Here is a 17,508-nt window from a genome sequence, read left to right on the forward strand (position 1 = left end):
GATTCCCTTGAATTTCTGTTCTGGCGGCTTGGTTTCCGCGCCCCCTCTAGCGCGCTGCCATAATGGCGCAAGAGCGAACGTGCAAGCATGGTTGAACGGCGGGGCGCCGGGGCGGTGCGCGGCCAAGCGCCCGTTCCGCTTGCACGCGCGGGGAGGAGTGCCTAAGCGCGCTGCATCCATGGAAAACTATCCTGCCCCCGCCCGCGCGCTGGTCGCGGAACTCGCTGAAAAGGCCGCAGCCGACCCGTCGCGCGCCATCGCCTACCAGGGCGCGCCGGGCGCCAATTCGCACCTCGCGGCGCTTGGATATGCGCGCGATTGGGTGCCGCTGCCCTGCTTCGCCTTTGAAGATGCGATCGATGCCGTGCGCGGCGGAATCGCGGCGCGGGCGATCATTCCGATCGAAAACAGCCTGCACGGGCGCGTCGCCGACATGCATTTCCTGCTCCCCGAATCGGGGCTGCATATCGTCGACGAATATTTCCTGCGCATTCGCCACTGCCTGATGGCGGTGGACGACAGCCCGGTCAAAAGCGCGATCAGCCATCCGCAGGCGCTGGGGCAATGCCGCCATTATCTGCGCGAGCGGGGAATCCAGCCGGTCGCCTATGCGGATACGGCGGGCGCGGCGGCGCTGGTGGCTGAATCGCGCAAGCCTGGCGAAGGCGCCGTCGCCCCCTATCTGGCGGCAGAGCTTTATGGCCTGAAGATGGTGGCGGAGAATATCGAGGATAGCGACGACAATATGACGCGCTTCCTCGTGCTGTCGCGCGAGCCGCAGATGCCGCAGGCCGACGACGCGCCGGTGATGACGACATTCCTGTTCGAGGTGAAGAATGTGCCCGCCGCGCTTTACAAGGCGATGGGCGGCTTTGCGACGAACGGCGTCAACATGACCAAGCTGGAAAGCTATCAGCGGGGCGCGAGCTTCGCGGCGACGGAGTTTTTCTGCGATATCGAAGGCATGCCGGGCGACCCCGCCGTGGACCGGGCGCTTGCCGAACTGGAATTCCACAGCAAGTGGGTGCGCATGCTGGGCAGTTACCGCCAGGCGCGTCCGCGGACCTGATGGAGGGACCTGAAGGGGTGACGGGCCGGGTGCTGCCGCTTATAGTCGACCCCATGCTGGCCGCGATCCTTCTTTCCGCTCTTGCCATGAGCGCGATCGTGGCGGTCCGCTACCTGATCACCAGCGGCGGCTTTGCCTTCGCGACCCGTGTCCGGCAACCGGGCCTCTATGCCGGGCTCGACCCGCAGATCCGGCGGGAGATCGCATGGTCGCTGGCGTCGGCGCTGATCTACGGCATCCCGGCGGGCGTGGTGGCCTGGGGATGGCAGGCGCAGGGCTGGACGCGCATCTATACGGATGTCGGCGCCTATCCGCTATGGTATCTGCCGGTTTCGGTGCTGCTCTACCTCGCGGCGCATGACAGCTGGTTTTACTGGACGCATCGCTGGATGCACCGGCCGCGCCTGTTCCGCGCGGCTCATGCAGTGCACCATGCGAGCCGTCCGCCCACGGCCTGGGCAGCGATGAGCTTTCACCCATGGGAGGCGTTGAGCGGCGCGATCGTCATTCCGGCGCTCGTCTTCCTGATCCCCATTCATGTGGCGGCTCTCGGCTGCGTGCTGACGATCATGACGGTGATGGGCGTGTCCAATCATATGGGGTGGGAGATGTTTCCGCGCTGGATGGTGCAAGGTCCGGCGGGCCGCTGGCTGATCACGGCCAGCCATCATCAGCGGCATCATGAACAATATAATTGCAATTACGGGCTCTATTTCCGTGTCTGGGATCGGCTGTGCGGGACGGATCGGGGATTGGGCGAGTTCAGGAAAGGGCGTCGATGAGGGGGAAGCTGCTGTTGCTGGCGGGGGCGCTGATGGCCGGTTCCGGCGCGGCCCCGGCGCCTGAGGCCCAGCCGCTCAGCATCGGAGTGCAGGGCTTGCGGTCCATGAAGGGCGACCTGCTCATATGCGTGGCGCGCTCGGCGGCCTATTTCCCGGATTGCAGCAAGGACCCGCAAAAGCGCCATCTGGTGGTGCCCGCGACGAACGCGGCTATTCCCTTGGGCGACATGGCTCCGGGGACTTATGCCATCGCCATCATCCATGACGAAAATGGCAATGGGAAGCTGGATACCTTTGCCGGTATCCCGCGCGAGGGCGTGGGCTTTTCCCGGAACCCGGCGATCCGCTTTGGCGCGCCGAGCTTCCGATCCGCGCAATTCGCCATGACGGGATCGGCGGTGCGTCAGGACGTAAAGATCAAATATTTCCTCTGATTGAAGTTAATCGGAACCGTAATGGCAGCGAAACATTCTAGGCGCTGACCATATTCGTGGGAACAGGGGATTTATGAATCATCGCCAGATAGTGTTCGCGGGCCTGGCCTTTATTACGCTGGGTGCCGCCAATAGCGCTTATGCCCAAGTCAAGGAGGTTGAGGACAGCAATGCACTCACCGTCGGGATCGGGGCCGCCGTCATCCCGAGCTATGAAGGGTCGGACGATTATCGCGTGATCCCCGTTCCGCAGCTGCGCGGCAAGGTGAGCGACTTCGCCTTCTGGACCCGGGGCCCGAGCCTCTATTTCGATGTGATCCCGAACCGAGGTCAGGACATCGACCTTCAGCTGGGGCCTGTCGCGGGCGTCCGCTTCGACCGGTCGAGCCTCAAGAGTATCAAGGATGACGCGGTGCGGGCGCTGGGCGAGCGTGACGTGGCGGTGGAGCTGGGCGGCTTCGTCGGCGTCGGCAAGACGGGCATCATCACCAGCGATTATGACAATCTGTCGGTGCGCGTCGCCGTGACCAAGGATGTCGCGGGGGCGCATAGCAGCTATATCGTGACGCCCGCCATCGAATATTTCACGCCGCTTTCGACGCGCAGCTTCGTGGGCCTGGGCGTTTCGGCCGATTATGTGGGCAAGAAATATGGCCGCTATTATTATGACGTCGATGCCGCCGGGGCGCTGGCGTCCGGCCTGCCCGCCTATTCGCGCGCGGGCGAGGGGGCCGGTTTCAAGAAGATCGGCGTCAACCTGACGGGCGGCGTGTCCTTGTCGGGCGATATCCGCAAGGGCTGGGCCCTGTTCGCGCTCGGCGGCTATTCGCGCATGCTGGGCGACTATGCGGACTCGCCCGTGGTCAGCATCGCCGGGTCCAGGAACCAGTGGATCGGCGCGGTCGGGGTCGGCTACACCTTCTGATCTTGTGCGGAAAGGGTGACGCCCCACATAAGGCGGTCTATGGAGGCGGCACCCAACCGCAACAAGGCAGGAGAAGACGGCAGTGGCGACCCTAGGAATGAGCGACACCGATAAGGCAGCGGTGGAGGCGTTCCGCCGCGACGTGGTGGACCCGTCGCGCACCAGCCTGGTCATCGTCGATTTCTGGGCGGAATGGTGCGGACCCTGCAAGCAGCTGACCCCGGTGATCGAAAAGGTGTGCGCCGAATATGCGCCCAAGGGCGTGAAGCTGGTCAAGATCAACGTCGATGAGAATAAGTTCATCGCCGCGCAATTCCGCGTCCAGTCGATCCCGACCGTCTATGCCGTGTTTCAGGGCCAGCCGGTCGCTGACCTCAGCCAGGCCCGCACCGAAGGGCAGCTGAAGCAATATCTCGACCAGTTGCTGGCGCAGCTGCCGATCGAATCGGATGAAAAGGCGCAGCTTCAGGAAATCGCCCCGCTCATCGAAATGGGCGAGGAGATGCTGGCGGGCGGGGAGGCTGACCGCGCGCTTTCCGTGTTCGAGCAGATCGGCCAGATGGTGCCCGACAATGCAGAGGTCGCTTCCGGCCATGCGCGGGCGCTGGTGGCGCTTGGGCAGCTGGACGAGGCGGAGGCGGTGCTGGCCGCGCTGCCCGCCGAGGTGGCGAAGGAGCAGGCGGTGGACCGCGCCCGCGCCGCCATTGCGCTGGCGCGGGATGCGAAGCCCGTTTCTGACCTTTCCGGCATCGAGGCGAAGGTTGCGGCCAACCCCGATGATCATGACGCGCGCTTTGAACTGGCCGGTGGGTTGATGGCCAATGGCGATCGGGACCGGGCTGCCGAGGAGCTGCTGGAGATCGTCCGCCGCGACCGCGAATGGAATGAGGGCGCGGCCAAGGCGCAACTGCTCAAGCTGTTCGAGGCAACCGGCCTTGAGGACCCGTGGGTCGCGGGGCAGCGGCGCAAATTGTCGCAAATCCTCTTTTCCTGACGGCGCGGCCGGTGAACCGCGCGCGCGTCTCGATCTTTCCCTTGCCCGGAGCCTTGCTGCTGCCGGGCATGGACTTGCCGTTGCATATATTCGAGCCGCGCTACCGGGCCATGATCCACGATGCGATGGCGCGCGACCGGCGCATCGGCATGATCCAGCCGCGCGGGGAAGGGGCGAAGCCTGCGCTCTACGATGTCGGCTGCCTCGGCCGGATCAGCGAGTTCGAGCTTCTGGACGATGGCCGGTTCAACATCATCCTGGAAGGGCTGGCGCGTTTTCGGGTGATCCGCGAACTTGATGTCACCACCGCTTTTCGCCAGATCGAGGCGGACGTGGAAGAGGTTGGCGAGGATGAGGTGCTCCATGCCGTCGAGCGTGCCGCCTTGGAACAGGAATCGCGGCGCTTTGCCGAAGCATTGGGCTATGTCGTCGATTGGACGGCGGTGTCACGGCTTGACGATACGTCGCTGGTGAATGGCATTGCACAGATCGCGCCGTTCGATCCGGCCGCCAAGCAGACTTTGCTGGAAGCGGACACTTTAAGCGAGCGATGCGATCGGATCATCCAGTTGATGCAGATCGTCGGCCGGATGGAGCCCGATGGCGGGGCTACGATGCAATGAGCAGCGGGCCTGATCCCTTTCTGTTGGCGAAGCTCGTCTGCCCGGTGACGCGGACGCCGCTCCGCTGGGACGGGGAGCGGAGCGAACTGGTGTCGGAGGCTGCGGGGCTTGCCTTTCCGGTGCGCGATGGCGTGCCGGTGCTGGTGGTGCGCGAGGCGCGTTCGCTTTAAAGTGCTGTCATCCCAGCGGAGGCTGGGATTTCAGGAGAAGTCGTGCAGTGGGGCCTGAGACCCCAGCTTTCGCTGGGTTGACGGTCAGAGGGAAAAGGCCGGCTCCCATTTTGGGAAACCGGCCTCCGTTCGTGACCCTGACGGGCTGTTTAGAATTTGAAGTCCAGGCGCGCGTAATAATAGCCGCCGGAGGTGCCATAGGGGCCGTGCCCGTAATAGGCGTTGTAAGTGCCCGTGCCATTGACATAGGGCGACACGCCCGCACCGGGGGTGACGCCCTGCATGAGGGCGGGGATTTCCGGCCGCTTGTCGAAGAGGTTGTTCGCGCCGATCGCGAAGGTCACATTGTCGGTGAAGTCGTAGCTTGCCTCCAGGTCAGTGATGGCCGCCGCTTTCACCACGCCGTTGAAGTAGAGCTGGTTGGCGTTGATGTTGGTGACTGGATTAAGCGCGCCATCGGCGATCAGGAAGCCGCCGTCGGGAATGAAGCCGCCCGCTGGCGTGAAGGCCGGGCGAACGAGGACGCTGGTCTTGCCGTAGAAGGTTTCACGCAGGTTGAGCGTGAACCGCCCGCTCTTGAACAGCGCGTTGGCGACGATCTTATAGTCGGGATTGGAGCGTTCGATATTGCTTTCCGACGCTGCGTTGAAGATCGGGTAGCCGACCTTGTTGTTGGTGATCTTCGTCTTGTTGTAGTTCGCGGTCAGCGACAGGTTGAGCGAGCCGAAGTCCAGCGCGACCGGGTAGCTGGCCGAAAAATCGAGGCCCCAGGTGCGGGTGTCGATGCCGTTGGTGAAGCTCGACACGCCGATCGTGCCGGACGTGAACAAGGCGCTGTCCAGAACGATACCTGCGGCGTTCAGGGCGTTGAGGATGTCGGCTCCCCCCGCCTGCGGAACCCCGTTCAGGACAGCATTGCGCGCCGCCGTTCCGGTGATGCGGTCCTTGATCTTGATGATGTAGCCATCAAGGGTGATTGCGAGTTTCGGTACGGGCCGCAACACGACACCGGCGGAGAAATTCTTCGACTTTTCGGGCTTCAGGGGGCCGAAGCCGAGCAGCTGGGCTGCGGGCGTGCCCGCGGGCAGCTGAGCCACCGCGCTGGTCGGACCCACGCTGATCGTCGAATATTTCTGTTCCGCGAGCGTCGGCGCGCGGAAGCCGGTGCTGACGGTGCCGCGCAGCGCGAAGGCGGGCGAGACGTCGTAGCGGGTCGTCGCCTTCCAGATCGCGGTGTCGCCGAAGTCGGTATAATCCTCATAGCGCCCGGCAAGATCGACGCTCCAGCCGTCCAGTGGCTCGCCGATCAGGTTGGCGTAGACGGCTTTCGAACTGCGCTGATAATCGCCAGCGTCCGTTGCCTTGTAACCGGGGAAGGACTGAACGCCGGTCTTGTAGGTGGAGACGGCGTCGCCCTGAAGGATTTCATATTCATCCTTCCGATATTCGCCGCCGAATGCGAAGGTCAGCGGGCTGGCCATGCCCACTTCGAATTCCTTTCGGATGTCGGTGGTGATGGTCGTCTGCGCCAGCTTGAAGCCGCCGTCATAGGCGCTGCTGGGCGTGATCGCCCGCGCTGCGCCGCCCGCGGCAAAGCTTTCCTGCCACAGTTCGCGGTGCGCCGACTGTTCGGTGTAGATGCTGTCCTTCTGGGCGCCATAGGTGCCGGAAATATCGTAGTTCCAGCCGCCGCCAAATTCGCCCTTCGCGCCGATGGTGAAGCTATATTCGTCCTCCACCACATGCTGAAGCGGGACCATGCCGTAGATGCCGGTATCGCTGTAGCAGATGCCGGGATCATAGGGTGCGGGCGTCACGCTGCCGCCGAGGTTGCCGGGTTCGTAGCAGATGCGCTTCGGGTGCCGGTAGCCTTGGCGAGCCCAGCCTTCGCGGCGGGCATAATCGCCGAAGCTGTAGAGTTCGACGCCGCCGAAATCATAGCCCATATTGTAGAAGCCGAGCGTCAGCTTCGTGCGCGGCTGGCCTCCGTTGATGCCGGACAAAGCGTCGCCAGCCAGGTTCGCCCATTGCGCGGGCGCATTGGGTTGCAGCGTCCCGTCGCGCTGCGTTACCTGAACCTGGCCTTCGCCGACCGTGGTGTAATCCTGCCGCCGGTGGAACAGTGTCAGGTTGAAGAAGCCGTCCTCGCCGAGCTTGAAACCCATATTGCCCGAGACGGAGAACAGCTCGCCCTCGCTGTCGTAATGCTGGCCGCCGGTGATCTTGAAGCTGCCGCCTTCGTCCTGATCCTTGAGGATGAAGTTGATGACGCCCGCGATCGCGTCGGTGCCGTAGACGGCGGCGGCACCTTCCTGGAACACTTCGACGCGGGCGACGGAGTCCGGCGGGATGAGGTCGATGCTGGGCGCGGCCGAGCCCTGGAACGCGCCGGAGATGACCTGGAGGATGCCGTTGCCATGGCGGCGCTTGCCGTTGACCAGCACCAGCGTGTGATTGGGGCTGAGGCCGCGAAGCCGGGCGGAGAGGGAGAAGCTGGAAAGATCCGTGCCCTGCGTCTGCGCGGTGAAGCTGGGGACGATCTGCGTCAGCACCTGATTGAGGTTGGGCTGGCCGACATGGCTGATCGCCTCTTCGCTCAGCACCTGGATCGGCGCGGCGCTTTCTGCGGCCTGCATGCCCGTCGCGCGGGTGCCCGTGACGATGATCGCGCCGCCGTCGTCAGCCTGGGCTTCCTGCGGCGTTTCCTGTGCCATGGCGCAAGCAGACCATGAGGAAGCCAGAACAAGAGAAAGCCGGAATGCGGATAATCGTTTCATCTATTGCCCCCTGCTTATGCGTTATCGTGCAGTGGGAAAGACGAAGAGGTGGTGGTTAGCCGCTATTACAGCGCGCAATCATGCGATTGAGAAAGCTGCAACTTGCTTGCGCAATTTGCATGCAGGCTGGGTAGCGGTATTTCAGACGTGGTTCGTATTAGGATTGCTGACCTGGCCTTAGTCAGCATGTCGGGTGCGGCGAGAGGTGAACCTCAGGATTTCAGCGCCGTCTCGATGAGGTCGCGTGCTTCCTTGCTGTTCCAGTCCATGGCTCCGACGACGCGCAGCATCTCCTTGCCCTGCCGGTCGTAGAGGACGGTCGTGGGAAGCATGCCGGTCGCATAGTGGAAGCCGAACTGATTTTCCGGATCGATGAAGCTTTTGAGGTGCGGCAGCCTGTGCTTGGCAAAGAAGGGCTTCACCACGCTTTCGCCCTGGCTGTCCTGCGAAATGGTGAGCACGGCCAGACCCTTTGGTTCATAAGCCTTGGCCACGGCGTCGAGCGTCGGCATCTCCGCGACGCAGGGCGCGCACCATGTGGCCCAGAGGTTCACGAGCAACGGCTTGCCCGCGAAATCCTGCAAGGTCGCGTCCGCGCCGTCGGGGGCTGCGAAGGCAAAATCCGGGGCAGGGGTGCCTGCCTTCGAGCGGTCGAGCGTGTAGCTGAAATCGCCCTTGGCGCTTTGCGGCGCGCCCATTGCCTCTCCGCTTGTCGGCGGGACTTGCGCGCTGCTATTGGCTTGATCTTGCCCCGCGCCCGGCGATTGCCTATCGCACGCGCCGAGGCCAGCCAGCAGGAGCAGAGTCATTACGCAGGGCAAGAACGATCGGGGCGGGGAAGATCGCAACGGGAGCTCCAACAGCATGTGGGGCGGACGCTTCGCAGCGGGCCCGGCTTCGGTCATGCGCGAGATAAATGCCTCCATCCCGTTCGACAAGCGATTGTGGAAGCAGGACATCGCAGGGTCGAAGGCGCATGTCGCGATGCTGGCCAAGCAAGGCATAGTTTCGGCCGACGACGCGGCGGCGATTGCCCAGGGGCTCGACACCATTGCGGCTGAATATGAATCCAATGGCGTGCCGGTGAACCTGGACCTTGAAGATATCCACATGGTGACCGAGTCTCGCCTTGCCGAACTGATCGGCCCCGCGGCGGGGCGGCTGCATACGGCGCGGTCGCGCAATGATCAGGTGGCGACGGATTTCCGCCTGTGGGTGCGCGACGCCATCGATGAGGTCGAGGCGGGGCTGGATGCGTTGCAGCAGGCGCTGCTGGCGCGCGCGGAGGAGCATGCCGAGGCGGTGATGCCGGGCTTCACGCACCTTCAATCCGCGCAGCCGGTGACGCTGGGTCATCATCTGATGGCCTATTATGAGATGATCCGCCGCGACCGCAGCCGCTTTGCCGATGCGCGCGCGCGGGCGAATGAATGCCCGCTGGGCGCGGCTGCGCTGGCAGGAACGGGCTTCCCGATCGATCGGCATGCGACGGCGGCGGCGCTGGGCTTTGCCAAGCCCACCGACAACAGCCTGGATAGCGTCAGCGACCGCGACTTCGCGCTCGATTATCTGATGGCGGCGACGCAATGCAGCCTGCACCTGTCGCGGCTGGCGGAAGAGTTCATCATCTGGGCGAGCCAGCCTTTTGGCTTCGTCAAGCTGCCCGACGCCTATTCGACCGGCAGTTCGATCATGCCGCAGAAGCGCAATCCCGATGCCGCCGAGCTGGTGCGCGGTCATGCCGGGCGGATCATGGGCTGCATGAATGCGCTTTGCGTCACGATGAAGGGCCTGCCGCTCGCCTATTCCAAGGACATGCAGGACGACAAGCCGCCGGTGTTCGAGGCGCATGATCTCCTCGGCCTGTCGATCGCGGCGATGACCGGGATGATCGAGACGGTGACGTTCCGTACCGATCGCATGCGCGGCCTCGCCGAGAGCGGCTTTGCCACGGCCACCGACCTCGCCGACTGGCTGGTGCGCGAAGCCAATGTGCCGTTCCGCGAGGCGCATCATATCACGGGCCGTGCCGTCGCGGCGGCGGAGAGCGCGGGCACGCCGCTCGCCGACCTGCCGATCGAGACGCTGAAGGCCATTGACGCCCGCATCGATGAGCGCATCTATGCGGTGCTGACGGTCGATGCGTCGGTCGCCAGCCGCAAGAGCCATGGCGGCACCGCGCCTGACCAAGTGCGCGCGCGCATCGCGCAGGCGCGGGAGGAGACGGCATGAGGATTGCCATAAGTCGGAACGTCGTCTTTGCCCTGCTGGCGCTCGGGCTCGCGGCCTGTGGCGGGCGACAGCCGTTGAAACCCATTGAAGGGCAGAAAATGCCAGCGGTGCCGGTCGGCGCTGCTGCCGCGCCCACCGCGCAGCAGCTGATGACGCCAACCATGCAGTCGCGACCGGAACGAAGCGTCGACATCCTCTCGCAGTCGGAACTGCGCAAGGATGATCCCTTCGACCTGCCGCCTGAAAACCAGCCCTGATACGCTTCGCTAGGACAGACAAGCCTTGGACCATTTCGACTATGTGAACGGCGCCATGCATGTGGAGCAGGTGCCGATGGCGGAGATCGCGCAGGCGGTCGGCACGCCCGTCTATATCTATTCGACCGCTACGCTGACGCGCCACGTCAATGTCTTTCGCGATGCCCTGTCACGGCTGGACGATCCGCTGATCGCCTTTGCCGTCAAGTCCAATCCCAATGGCGCCGTGCTGGCGACGCTGGCGAAGCTGGGGCTGGGCGCGGACGTGGTGTCGGGCGGCGAGCTGCTGCGGGCGGTTGCGGCGGGGATTCCGGCCAGCCGCATCGTTTTTTCCGGCGTCGGCAAGACGGCGGAGGAAATGCGCCTTGCCCTTGACCATGGCATTTTCCAGTTCAACCTGGAGAGCGAGCCGGAAGCGGAGATGCTGTCCGAGGTGGCGTTGTCGATGGGGAAGAGGGCACCTGTCGCCTATCGCATCAATCCTGATGTGGACGCGGGCACGCATGCCAAGATTTCGACCGGCAAGTCCGAGAACAAGTTCGGCGTCCCCTATGACAGGGCGCTGGAAAGCTATGCCGCTGCGCGCGGCCTACCGGGTCTGGACGTGCGGGGCGTCGCCGTCCATATCGGCAGCCAGCTGACCGATCTTGCACCGCTGGAGGCCGCCTTCATCAAAGTCGGCGCGCTGATCGAGAAGCTGCGCGCCGAGGGGCATGATATCCGCACCGCCGATCTTGGCGGCGGACTTGGCGTTCCCTACGATCCCTCGCTTCCTGTTCCGCCGCTGCCGCAAGCCTATGGCGAGATGGTGACGCGGGTGACGGAAGGGTGGAACGTGCGGCTGATGTTCGAGCCGGGCCGGGTCATCGTCGGCAATGCAGGGGCGCTGCTGTCACGGGTGGTGCGCGTCAAGCAGGGGGCGCAGGCACCGTTCGTCATCGTCGATGCGGCGATGAACGACCTGATGCGGCCCAGCCTCTATGATGCCTGGCATGATATCCGCGCCGTTAATCCTTCGGGCGCGCGCGAGACCGCCAATGTGGTGGGGCCGGTGTGCGAGACGGGCGACACTTTTGCAATGCATCGCGACATGGATGTGGTGAAGGCGGGCGATCTGGTCGCCTTCATGACGGCGGGCGCTTATGGCGCGACCATGGCGGGGACCTATAACAGCCGCCCGCTGACGCCCGAAGTGCTGGTGTCCGGCGACAAATGGGCCGTGGTTCGCGCCCGCCCGCCGATCGAGGCGCTGATCGAGGCCGACATGATCCCCGATTGGGTGCAGGGCTGATGCAAAGCCTGCCCGTCTTCCTGGTGTTGAAGGGCAGGGCCGTCATCCTGACAGGGTCCGGCGAGGCGGCGGACGCCAAGCGGCGGCTGCTGGAACGGGCGGGCGCTCATATTGTCGGTGAGGATGCGGACGCGGGGATTGCCATCGTCGCGGATGGTGATGAGGCGACCGTCGCGCGGCTGAAGGCGCGGGGCGTGCTGGTGAATGCGACCGACCGGCCGGAGCTTTGCGACTTCACCTTGCCCGCCATCATCGATCGGGAGCCTGTGCTGATCGCCATTGGCACGGGCGGGGCTTCGGCGGGACTGGCCAAGGCGCTGCGCCAGCGGATCGAGGCGCTTTTGCCACAGCGGCTCGGGACGCTCGCCGCCGCGTTGTACGACGCGCGCGCCGCCATTCGAGCGCGCTGGCCCGATGCGAGCGCGCGCCGCCGGGCGATCGACGCCGGCCTGTCGGCGGGAGGGCTGATCGACCCGTTGCGCGAGGATGCCGCCGATGCGGTGCCGCGCTGGCTGGCGGAGCAGGGGGAGGCCGAACCTTCCCGCCTGGTCGCGTTGCGTCTGCTGTCGGACGATCCCGATGAGCTGACGTTGCGCGCCGCCCGCCTGCTGGGGGAGGCAGACCGCATTTATCATGAGTCCCGCGTGCCGCCCGCGATTCTTGATCGTGCGCGCGCCGACGCCGTGCGCATCCCTGCCGACGCGCCGCCGGAAGCGCCGGGTGAGGGACTGTCGCTATGGCTGGAGATGCCGCGATGAGCCGGGTGTTCGTCTATAATGGCGACGGAGCCCGCGAAATCTCGCTCGACGATTTTTGCGCGCAGGCGGATCATGCGGCTTTCAGCTGGGTCCATGCCGATGGCTGGCGGGAGGATGCGCACGGCATCGTCTCGCGCTGCGACCATATGCCACAGGCGGCGCTGTCGGCATTGCTGGCGCAGGAGACGCGGCCGCGCTGCACATTGATGGGGCATGGCGCGCTCATCAACCTGCGCGGCCTGGGCGCGGAAGAGGGCGCGGGCGGCGATCCGCTGGTGTCGATCCGCCTGTGGGCCGAACATGCGCGGGTGATCACCGTAAGCTACCGCCCGCTCGCGGCGATGGAGCTGGTGGTGAAGCGGATGCTTGCCGGGGAAATCCGCGATCCGGGCGACCTCATCGCCGCCTTCGCACAGGAAATCACCGAAGCACTCGACCCTGAAGTCGCGCAGCTTGGCGATGATCTGGATGAAATCGAAAGCAGCCTGAGCGATAGCGGCGCGGCGGAGGTGCGACGGCAGGTATCGGAAATCCGTGCCTCGGCGATCGGCTACCGCCGCTTCATCTCGCCGCAACGGCAGGCGCTGGAAAGATTGTCGGCGGCGGACGCGCCTTGGCTGCATCCCGACGACCGGCTGCATTTGCAGGAAGCGGCGGACCGCTGCGCGCGCATGGCCGAGGAATTGGAGGCGGTGCGGGAACGATCGGCGCTGGCGCATGAAGAGCTGACGGACCTGCGCGCCGAGCAGATGAACCGGCAAGCGCTGATCATATCCGTCGTGGCGCTGGTGTTCCTGCCTTTGACCTTCCTGACCGGCTTGCTGGGGATGAACGTCAACGGCATACCCTTCGCCCATGAGCGCTGGGCGTTTTGGGGCGTGGTGGCGGTCTGCGTGGTCATGGCGGTGGGGATCAGTGGCTGGTTCGCCGCAACGCGCTGGCTGAAGCGTTAGGATCGGGCAGGCCTATTCGAGCCGTTCGGGCTGCTTGTCGAAGCATTCCTTTTCTTAAAAGAAGTAGAGCCCTTCGACAGGCTCAGGGCGAACGGGTGTTAGAAAGCCGAGCGATGTAGGGCACAAGCTCAAACGCGCGCGCGGCGTCAGGCCCGGCCAGCGCTCAGCCTTGTGATCTCGTCATTCAGCGCCTGGATGGAAGACACCAGCCGTGCCCGGTCCGCTTGCAACAGCTGCAGGGCGTCGCGGGTTTCGCCGAGTTCCACGGCGCGGCGCGCGATGCGGGCATCGAGTTCGGCATTGTGGCGGGTCAGCGCATTGATCTCGTCCGTGCGCTGGCAGAGCTGGCGCAGCCGCGCATCCAAGACGGCGAAGTCGAACGGCTTGGCTACATAATCGTCCGCACCCGCTTCCAACGCTTCGACGACGCTGCCGCTGTCCTGCCGCCCCGCGATCATCACGAAGCTTGCCTGACCCGAGAGCCCGGCCGCGCGGATCTTCCTCATGGTAGCGATCGCCGGCAGGATTTTGAGGCCCATGTCGATGAGGATGATGTCGGCTGGGCGCGCGAGAAGGCGATTCAGGGCAACGAAGCCGTTTTCAGCAAGCGCCACGTCATGATGGAGGTGGGAGAGGCGCCGCCCGATTACCGCGCGGGCCGTTTCGTCCTCGTCGATCAGCAGCAGCCTGCGGCGGCGAAGCGGCCGAGCGCCTTCCGTCCTGGCGCTGTCGCTGCTGTCCATTGCCCTGAAGAACTGCATGGCGTGGATCTCCTCCACGGCTTGATCTAGGATAAGCACGCAAAAAAATGGTTAATGCGTCTGTCAGGGATTTGGCGCTTCGGCATCGGGCGCATAGGCGCGCAGGAAACAATCCACCGCGAAGGACACATCGGCGTCGATCTGCTTGGCTTCAGGTGCATCTATCTCGCCCCAGATCATCTGTTGATGACAGCCCGAGAGCGTCAGCACCACTAGCGTCCGCGCGGCAAGCATGGCATCGGCCCGCCGCAACTGCCCCTTGTCCATCGCACCTTCAAGGAAACGGGCCAGCAGGTTGCGGGTGTAGAGTGGGGCCAGTTCATGGAAGATCGCGCCCATTTCGGGAAAGCGGCTCGCCTCTGCCGCGACCAGCCGATGCAGCGCTATCGCGTCCGGCGACGTTACTTTGCGCAGCAGGTCGTGACTGAAGCGCAGCAGCGTCGGTTCAAGCTCACCCCCGGTGTCGAGCAACTGGGCGAGGCTGGCATGATAGACCTTCGTCGCGTCGCGCAGGACGGCGGCGAACAATTCTTCCTTGCTCGGAAAATAGCTCCACAAGGTGCCCTTCGACCCGCCCAGTTCAGCGGCGATGGAGGACATGGTCGTTGCGGCATAACCAGTTTCGAGGAACGATCGCTTCGCAACGGCGATAATGGCGTCGCGGCGGTCGCGGCGCCGGACTTCGCGGCGGGACAGGCAGGCAGTGTCGGTCGGAGCTGTCATAAAAGCGTACCATATAGTACGATAATTTGGTTGACAAGGTCCTGCGGCAGGCGCAAAGGCGTTTTTCATACCACATGGTACGGTTTCCTATGTCTACACGTCGATCGACCCATCTCCTTCATGCTGGAAGCCTGACGGCGGCGGTGCTGGCGCTGTCCGCCTGCGCGGCTGTGCCGGACCTGGGCAAGGCGCCTGCGCCCCGGCCTGCATCCAGCATCGCCGCGTCGGAGACGCTCGGCCAGGGCACCGCGCTCTGGCCCGCCGACGGATGGTGGAAGGCCTATGGCGACTCGCAACTCGATGCGTTGATGGAGGAGGGGCTGGCGGGATCGCCCGACCTTGCCGCCGCCGCCGCGCGCTTCCGGCAGGCAAGCGCCGCTGCCCAGCAGGCCGGGGCTCCGCTTGCGCCTTCGCTTGATCTCAACGGTTCGGCCGCCGCGACGAAGCAGAGCTATAATATGGGTCTGCCGAAGGATTTCGTGCCCAAGGGCTGGCTGGGCACGGGTCAGGTCGCGCTGGACCTGAATTTCGATCTCGACCTTTGGGGCCGCAATCGGGCCGCGCTCGCTGCTGCCACGTCGGAAACGGAGGCCGCGCGCTTCGATGCGCAGCAGGCGCGACTGGCGCTTACGACCGGCATCGGCGATGCGTATGCCGACCTTGCCCGCCTGTTCGATCAACGGGCGATCCAGGAACGCGCGCTCGCCATCCGCTCCGCGAGCCAGAAACTGGTGGCGGACCGGCAGCGCAATGGGCTGGAAACGAAAGGCAGCGTGCGGCAGGCCGATGCGACGGTCTCCGCAGCCCGCGCCGCGCTGGCAGGCATTGACCAGTCCATCGCTGTGCGGCGGCATCAGATCGCTGCGTTGATCGGGGCGGGGCCGGATCGCGGCCTTGCCATCACGCAGCCGCGTCTGGCTGCGCTGACTGGCTTGGGCCTGCCTGCCGATGTCACCACAAACCTGGTCGCACGCCGTCCCGATGTCGCCGCCGCGCTCGCGCGGACCGAAGCGGCGGCCAAGCGGATCAAGGTGGCGCGCGCGGATTTCTTCCCGGCCATTCGCTTGAGCGCCTTGGTCGGGGTGCAGTCGCTGGGGTATAATTCGTCGTTCACCGATCAATCGGCGACGGGCCCCCGATCGTTCGTCGACACGCTGTTCAGCAAGGATTCGCTGTTCGGCACGGTGGGCCCGGCGATCAGCTTGCCTATCTTTCATGGCGGCGAGCTGAGCGGCCGCTATCGGGGCGCGCGGGCGACCTTTGATGAAGCCGTCGCCAATTACGACCGGACCGTGCTGGGCGCCTATCGCGACGTGGCGGATGCCGTCACCGGCCGCCGCTTGCTAGAGCAGCGGCTGACCGAAGCACGAGCGGCGCTGGCCGCTTCGGAAGAAGCCTATGCGATCGCGCAGAAACGTTATCGCGGCGGGCTTTTCACCTTTCTCGACGTGCTGAATGTCGAGGATCAGCTGCTTTCCGCGCGTCAGTCCGTAGCGGAACTGGAAGCGCTCACCTTTTCCACAGACATAGCCCTCATTCGCGCGCTGGGCGGCGGCTTCGCCTCCAGCGGCATCTCGTCCAAGGACCTGCCCAATGGCTGATGCAGCCTCCGAATTCACCACCGATACCGCCAGCACAGACGGGGGCAGCGCCGACAAGAGCGCGCGGATGGAGCAGCGCAAGAAGTGGTTGATCCGGTTGGCTGCGGCCGTGCTGATCATCGGCGCGATCTATGCGCTCTGGTATCTGCTGATCGGCCGCAATCATGTCAGCACCGACAACGCCTATGTGAATGCCGAGATTGCGCAGGTGACGCCGCTGATTTCCGCGCAGGCCGTGGAAGTGCGGGTGACCGACACGCAGGCGGTGAAGCGCGGCGACATATTGGTGCGGCTCGACCCCACCAACGCGCGGATTGCCGTCGCGCAGGCGGAGGCTGACCTCGCCGAAGCGCGCCGCCGCTTCCGCCAGACTGCGGCCACCAGCACATCGCTTTCCGCCCAGGTGCGGGCGCGCGGCGCTGACATCGCGCAGGCGAACGCTCAGCTTGCCGCTGCCCAGGCCGATTATGAAAAGGCGCGGGTGGACCTTCAGCGGCGCGAGGCGCTCTCGCCCGAAGGCGCGGTCTCGGGTGAGGAAGTGACCAGCGCGCGCAAGGCGTTTGCAGCGGCGCGGGCTGGCTTGGAGCAGGCGCGCGCGGGCGTGGCGACGGCACGGGCGACGCAGGGCGCGGCGCAGGGGCAGCTAGCAGCGAACGACGCCCTTGTCAGCGGATCGACCATCGAGACGGACCCCGCCGTGCTTGCCGCCAAGGCGAAGCTTGAAAATGCGCGCCTTGACCTTGGCCGCACGATCATCCGCGCGCCGATCGATGGCGTGGTGACGCGGCGTCAGGTGCAAGTCGGCCAGCGCGTCGCGCAAGGGAGCCCGATCATGAGCATCGTGCCGCTTGCCCAAGTCTATGTCGACGCCAATTTCAAGGAACGGCAGCTGCGGCAGGTCCGCGTCGGCATGCCAGCGACGGTGGTTGCGGACATTTATGGCGGGGATGTCGTCTATCATGGCAAGGTTGTCGGCTTTTCGGGCGGCACCGGATCGTCGCTGGCGCTGATCCCGGCGCAGAACGCGACCGGCAACTGGATCAAGGTAGTCCAGCGCCTGCCCGTGCGCATCGCGCTCGATCCGCGCGAACTCGCCGCCCATCCGCTGCGCGTAGGCCTCTCGACCGAGGTCGAGATCGACCTGTCGCGCCATTGAGG

General features: G+C 64.9%; 18 protein-coding genes. 14 read left to right on the forward strand and 4 right to left on the reverse strand.

Annotation, left to right across the window (positions count from 1 at the left end; all coding sequences use genetic code 11):
- Window positions 1–178 precede the first annotated feature (178 nt).
- The 7 genes from ACYU8T_RS00360 to ACYU8T_RS00390 all read left to right on the forward strand — a co-directional run bounded on the left by ACYU8T_RS00360 (window position 179) and on the right by ACYU8T_RS00390 (window position 4,997).
- A complete protein-coding gene (locus ACYU8T_RS00360) occupies window positions 179–1,069 on the forward strand; it encodes a prephenate dehydratase (RefSeq protein ID WP_461158164.1) in 891 nt (296 codons plus the stop codon).
- Window positions 1,070–1,122: 53 nt separating this feature from the next.
- Entirely contained in the window at window positions 1,123–1,851 is a 729-nt protein-coding gene (locus ACYU8T_RS00365; protein WP_247234365.1) for a sterol desaturase family protein, read from the forward strand.
- Complete coding sequence (locus ACYU8T_RS00370) at window positions 1,848–2,285, forward strand: DUF2141 domain-containing protein (RefSeq protein WP_097090876.1); 438 nt, start codon at window positions 1,848–1,850, stop codon at window positions 2,283–2,285. The genes ACYU8T_RS00365 and ACYU8T_RS00370 overlap by 4 nt, the downstream gene beginning before the upstream one ends.
- A gap of 73 nt (window positions 2,286–2,358) precedes the next feature.
- Entirely contained in the window at window positions 2,359–3,210 is an 852-nt protein-coding gene (locus tag ACYU8T_RS00375) for a MipA/OmpV family protein (RefSeq protein ID WP_247234103.1), read from the forward strand.
- Between the two features lie 97 nt (window positions 3,211–3,307).
- Entirely contained in the window at window positions 3,308–4,204 is an 897-nt protein-coding gene (locus ACYU8T_RS00380) for a tetratricopeptide repeat protein (RefSeq protein ID WP_461158165.1), read from the forward strand.
- 11 nt (window positions 4,205–4,215) lie between these two features.
- Window positions 4,216–4,827 carry an LON peptidase substrate-binding domain-containing protein gene (locus tag ACYU8T_RS00385; protein WP_097090879.1) on the forward strand — a complete coding sequence of 204 codons (612 nt, stop codon included), beginning with the start codon at window positions 4,216–4,218 and terminating at the stop codon, window positions 4,825–4,827.
- Window positions 4,824–4,997 carry a Trm112 family protein gene (locus ACYU8T_RS00390; RefSeq protein WP_097090880.1) on the forward strand — a complete coding sequence of 58 codons (174 nt, stop codon included), beginning with the start codon at window positions 4,824–4,826 and terminating at the stop codon, window positions 4,995–4,997. Before ACYU8T_RS00385 ends, ACYU8T_RS00390 begins: the two co-directional genes overlap by 4 nt.
- 149 nt (window positions 4,998–5,146) lie before the next feature.
- Here ACYU8T_RS00390 and ACYU8T_RS00395 read toward each other — a convergent pair whose 3' ends face one another.
- Complete coding sequence (locus tag ACYU8T_RS00395) at window positions 5,147–7,774, reverse strand: TonB-dependent receptor plug domain-containing protein (protein ID WP_461158166.1); 2,628 nt, start codon at window positions 7,772–7,774, stop codon at window positions 5,147–5,149.
- A gap of 212 nt (window positions 7,775–7,986) precedes the next feature.
- Window positions 7,987–8,583, reverse strand: a complete 597-nt coding sequence (locus tag ACYU8T_RS00400) for a TlpA family protein disulfide reductase (protein WP_461158167.1) — start codon at window positions 8,581–8,583, stop codon at window positions 7,987–7,989.
- 55 nt (window positions 8,584–8,638) lie between these two features.
- Between ACYU8T_RS00400 and argH the strand changes: the two genes are divergently transcribed.
- Genes argH through ACYU8T_RS00425 form a run of 5 tightly spaced genes read left to right on the forward strand, consistent with a single transcriptional unit; the run spans window position 8,639 to window position 13,265 of the window.
- Window positions 8,639–10,006, forward strand: coding sequence for an argininosuccinate lyase (argH, locus tag ACYU8T_RS00405; protein WP_461158168.1), 1,368 nt, complete (start codon window positions 8,639–8,641; stop codon window positions 10,004–10,006).
- Complete coding sequence (locus ACYU8T_RS00410) at window positions 10,003–10,263, forward strand: hypothetical protein (RefSeq protein WP_461158169.1); 261 nt, start codon at window positions 10,003–10,005, stop codon at window positions 10,261–10,263. The genes argH and ACYU8T_RS00410 overlap by 4 nt, the downstream gene beginning before the upstream one ends.
- 25 nt (window positions 10,264–10,288) lie before the next feature.
- Window positions 10,289–11,554: a diaminopimelate decarboxylase gene (gene lysA, locus ACYU8T_RS00415; protein ID WP_461158170.1), complete on the forward strand. Its 1,266-nt coding sequence runs from the start codon at window positions 10,289–10,291 to the stop codon at window positions 11,552–11,554.
- The gene (locus tag ACYU8T_RS00420) at window positions 11,554–12,312 is read left to right on the forward strand and encodes a precorrin-2 dehydrogenase/sirohydrochlorin ferrochelatase family protein (protein ID WP_461158171.1); all 759 of its coding nucleotides are present in this window, start codon (window positions 11,554–11,556) and stop codon (window positions 12,310–12,312) included. Before lysA ends, ACYU8T_RS00420 begins: the two co-directional genes overlap by 1 nt.
- A complete protein-coding gene (locus ACYU8T_RS00425) occupies window positions 12,309–13,265 on the forward strand; it encodes a zinc transporter ZntB (RefSeq protein WP_461159709.1) in 957 nt (318 codons plus the stop codon). The genes ACYU8T_RS00420 and ACYU8T_RS00425 overlap by 4 nt, the downstream gene beginning before the upstream one ends.
- 146 nt (window positions 13,266–13,411) lie before the next feature.
- On the opposite strand, the gene ACYU8T_RS00430 is transcribed toward ACYU8T_RS00425, so the two are convergent.
- Both ACYU8T_RS00430 and ACYU8T_RS00435 read right to left on the reverse strand, forming a co-directional pair.
- Window positions 13,412–14,026, reverse strand: a complete 615-nt coding sequence (locus ACYU8T_RS00430; protein WP_380801021.1) for a response regulator transcription factor — start codon at window positions 14,024–14,026, stop codon at window positions 13,412–13,414.
- A gap of 63 nt (window positions 14,027–14,089) precedes the next feature.
- On the reverse strand, window positions 14,090–14,749 hold the full coding sequence (locus tag ACYU8T_RS00435) for a TetR/AcrR family transcriptional regulator (protein WP_461158172.1): 660 nt from the start codon (window positions 14,747–14,749) through the stop codon (window positions 14,090–14,092).
- A gap of 89 nt (window positions 14,750–14,838) precedes the next feature.
- On the opposite strand from ACYU8T_RS00435, the gene ACYU8T_RS00440 reads away from it, so the two are divergent.
- The gene (locus tag ACYU8T_RS00440) at window positions 14,839–16,350 is read left to right on the forward strand and encodes an efflux transporter outer membrane subunit (protein WP_461159710.1); all 1,512 of its coding nucleotides are present in this window, start codon (window positions 14,839–14,841) and stop codon (window positions 16,348–16,350) included.
- Window positions 16,343–17,506 (forward strand): EmrA/EmrK family multidrug efflux transporter periplasmic adaptor subunit, encoded by a 1,164-nt coding sequence (locus ACYU8T_RS00445; RefSeq protein ID WP_461158173.1) that lies wholly within the window; start codon window positions 16,343–16,345, stop codon window positions 17,504–17,506. The genes ACYU8T_RS00440 and ACYU8T_RS00445 overlap by 8 nt, the downstream gene beginning before the upstream one ends.
- The last annotated feature ends 2 nt before the right edge of the window (window positions 17,507–17,508 follow it).

The organism is Sphingobium sp. TomMM35A (assembly GCF_054771735.1).

Coding starts and splice junctions, on each gene's coding strand:
- ACYU8T_RS00360 (WP_461158164.1), top strand. CDS start 179: ATGGAAAACTATCCTGCCCCCGCCCGCGCGCTGGTCGCGGAACTCGCT.
- ACYU8T_RS00365 (WP_247234365.1), top strand. CDS start 1,123: ATGCTGGCCGCGATCCTTCTTTCCGCTCTTGCCATGAGCGCGATCGTG.
- ACYU8T_RS00370 (WP_097090876.1), top strand. CDS start 1,848: ATGAGGGGGAAGCTGCTGTTGCTGGCGGGGGCGCTGATGGCCGGTTCC.
- ACYU8T_RS00375 (WP_247234103.1), top strand. CDS start 2,359: ATGAATCATCGCCAGATAGTGTTCGCGGGCCTGGCCTTTATTACGCTG.
- ACYU8T_RS00380 (WP_461158165.1), top strand. CDS start 3,308: ATGAGCGACACCGATAAGGCAGCGGTGGAGGCGTTCCGCCGCGACGTG.
- ACYU8T_RS00390 (WP_097090880.1), top strand. CDS start 4,824: ATGAGCAGCGGGCCTGATCCCTTTCTGTTGGCGAAGCTCGTCTGCCCG.
- ACYU8T_RS00395 (WP_461158166.1), bottom strand. CDS start 7,774: ATGAAACGATTATCCGCATTCCGGCTTTCTCTTGTTCTGGCTTCCTCA.
- ACYU8T_RS00400 (WP_461158167.1), bottom strand. CDS start 8,583: ATGACTCTGCTCCTGCTGGCTGGCCTCGGCGCGTGCGATAGGCAATCG.
- argH (WP_461158168.1), top strand. CDS start 8,639: ATGTGGGGCGGACGCTTCGCAGCGGGCCCGGCTTCGGTCATGCGCGAG.
- ACYU8T_RS00410 (WP_461158169.1), top strand. CDS start 10,003: ATGAGGATTGCCATAAGTCGGAACGTCGTCTTTGCCCTGCTGGCGCTC.
- ACYU8T_RS00420 (WP_461158171.1), top strand. CDS start 11,554: ATGCAAAGCCTGCCCGTCTTCCTGGTGTTGAAGGGCAGGGCCGTCATC.
- ACYU8T_RS00425 (WP_461159709.1), top strand. CDS start 12,309: ATGAGCCGGGTGTTCGTCTATAATGGCGACGGAGCCCGCGAAATCTCG.
- ACYU8T_RS00430 (WP_380801021.1), bottom strand. CDS start 14,026: ATGCAGTTCTTCAGGGCAATGGACAGCAGCGACAGCGCCAGGACGGAA.
- ACYU8T_RS00435 (WP_461158172.1), bottom strand. CDS start 14,749: ATGACAGCTCCGACCGACACTGCCTGCCTGTCCCGCCGCGAAGTCCGG.
- ACYU8T_RS00440 (WP_461159710.1), top strand. CDS start 14,839: ATGTCTACACGTCGATCGACCCATCTCCTTCATGCTGGAAGCCTGACG.
- ACYU8T_RS00445 (WP_461158173.1), top strand. CDS start 16,343: ATGGCTGATGCAGCCTCCGAATTCACCACCGATACCGCCAGCACAGAC.